This is a genomic window from Pandoraea morbifera, assembly GCF_902459575.1.
GTDB classification, from domain to species: Bacteria; Pseudomonadota; Gammaproteobacteria; order Burkholderiales; family Burkholderiaceae; genus Pandoraea; species Pandoraea morbifera.
This window is the reverse complement of record NZ_CABPSD010000037.1, coordinates 1-988: the sequence shown is the minus strand read 5'-3', so window position 1 is coordinate 988 and position 988 is coordinate 1. Positions and strand designations below refer to the sequence as shown.

Genomic DNA, 988 nt, shown 5'->3' with positions numbered 1-988 from the left:
ACCGGGCAGATGCTTGCGGCGCTGGCGAGGCTGCCGCAGGCGACGTTCGCCTCGAAGGTGACGGTGGCGGACAACCGCGCGCAAGTCACGCGTGAAGTGGATGGGGGTCTGGAGACGGTGTCGCTGTCGCTGCCGGCGGTGATCACGACGGACCTTCGCCTGAACGAGCCGCGCTACGTGACGTTGCCCAACATCATGAAGGCGAAGAAGAAGCCGCTGGAGACGATCAAGCCGGCGGATCTGGGCGTGGATGTGGCGCCGCGGCTGAAGACGCTGAAGGTGGCCGAGCCGCCCAAGCGCAGCGCGGGTGTGAAGGTGGCGGACGTGGCAACGCTCGTCGAGAAGCTCAAGAGCGAAGCGAAGGTGATCTGAGGGGAGACGACGAGATGAGCATTCTGGTAATTGCGGAACACGACAACCAGTCGATCAAGGCGGCCACGCTCAACACGGTGGCGGCGGCGCTGCAATGCGGCGAGGACGTGCATGTGCTGGTGGCGGGCAACAACGCGAAGGCGGCGGCAGAGGCTGCGGCGCAGATTTCGGGCGTGAAGAAGGTGCTGCTGGCCGAGGCGGCGTATTTCGGCGACGGGCTGGCGGAGAACATTGCCGACGAGGTGGTGTCGATCGCGGGCGGGTATACGCACATCCTGGCGCCGGCGACGGCGTACGGGAAGAACATTGCGCCGCGCGTGGCGGCGCTGCTGGATGTGGCGCAGATCTCGGACATCACGAAGGTCGACAGCGCGGACACGTTCGAGCGCCCGATCTACGCGGGCAACGCGATTGCGACGGTGCAGAGCGCGGACAAGGTGAAGGTGATCACGGTGCGCTCGACGGGCTTCGACGCGGTGTCGGCCACGGGAGGCAGCGCGGCGGTGGAGTCGGTGGCGGCGACGCCGGACGCGGGCGTGTCGCAGTTCGTGGGGCGGGAAGTGACGAAGCTGGACCGTCCGGAGCTCACGAGCGCGAAGATCATCGTCTCGGGCGG

2 protein-coding genes are annotated in these 988 nt (G+C 67.2%); both read left to right on the top strand.

What is annotated here, in order from left to right:
* Window positions 1–372: electron transfer flavoprotein subunit beta/FixA family protein (locus PMO31116_RS23500; RefSeq protein ID WP_150568811.1), on the top strand; the 372-nt coding region annotated here is incomplete at its 5' end.
* A 14-nt stretch (window positions 373–386) separates the two neighbouring features.
* A partial coding sequence (locus PMO31116_RS23495) for an electron transfer flavoprotein subunit alpha/FixB family protein (RefSeq protein ID WP_425494827.1) occupies window positions 387–988 on the top strand: 602 nt, incomplete at its 3' end.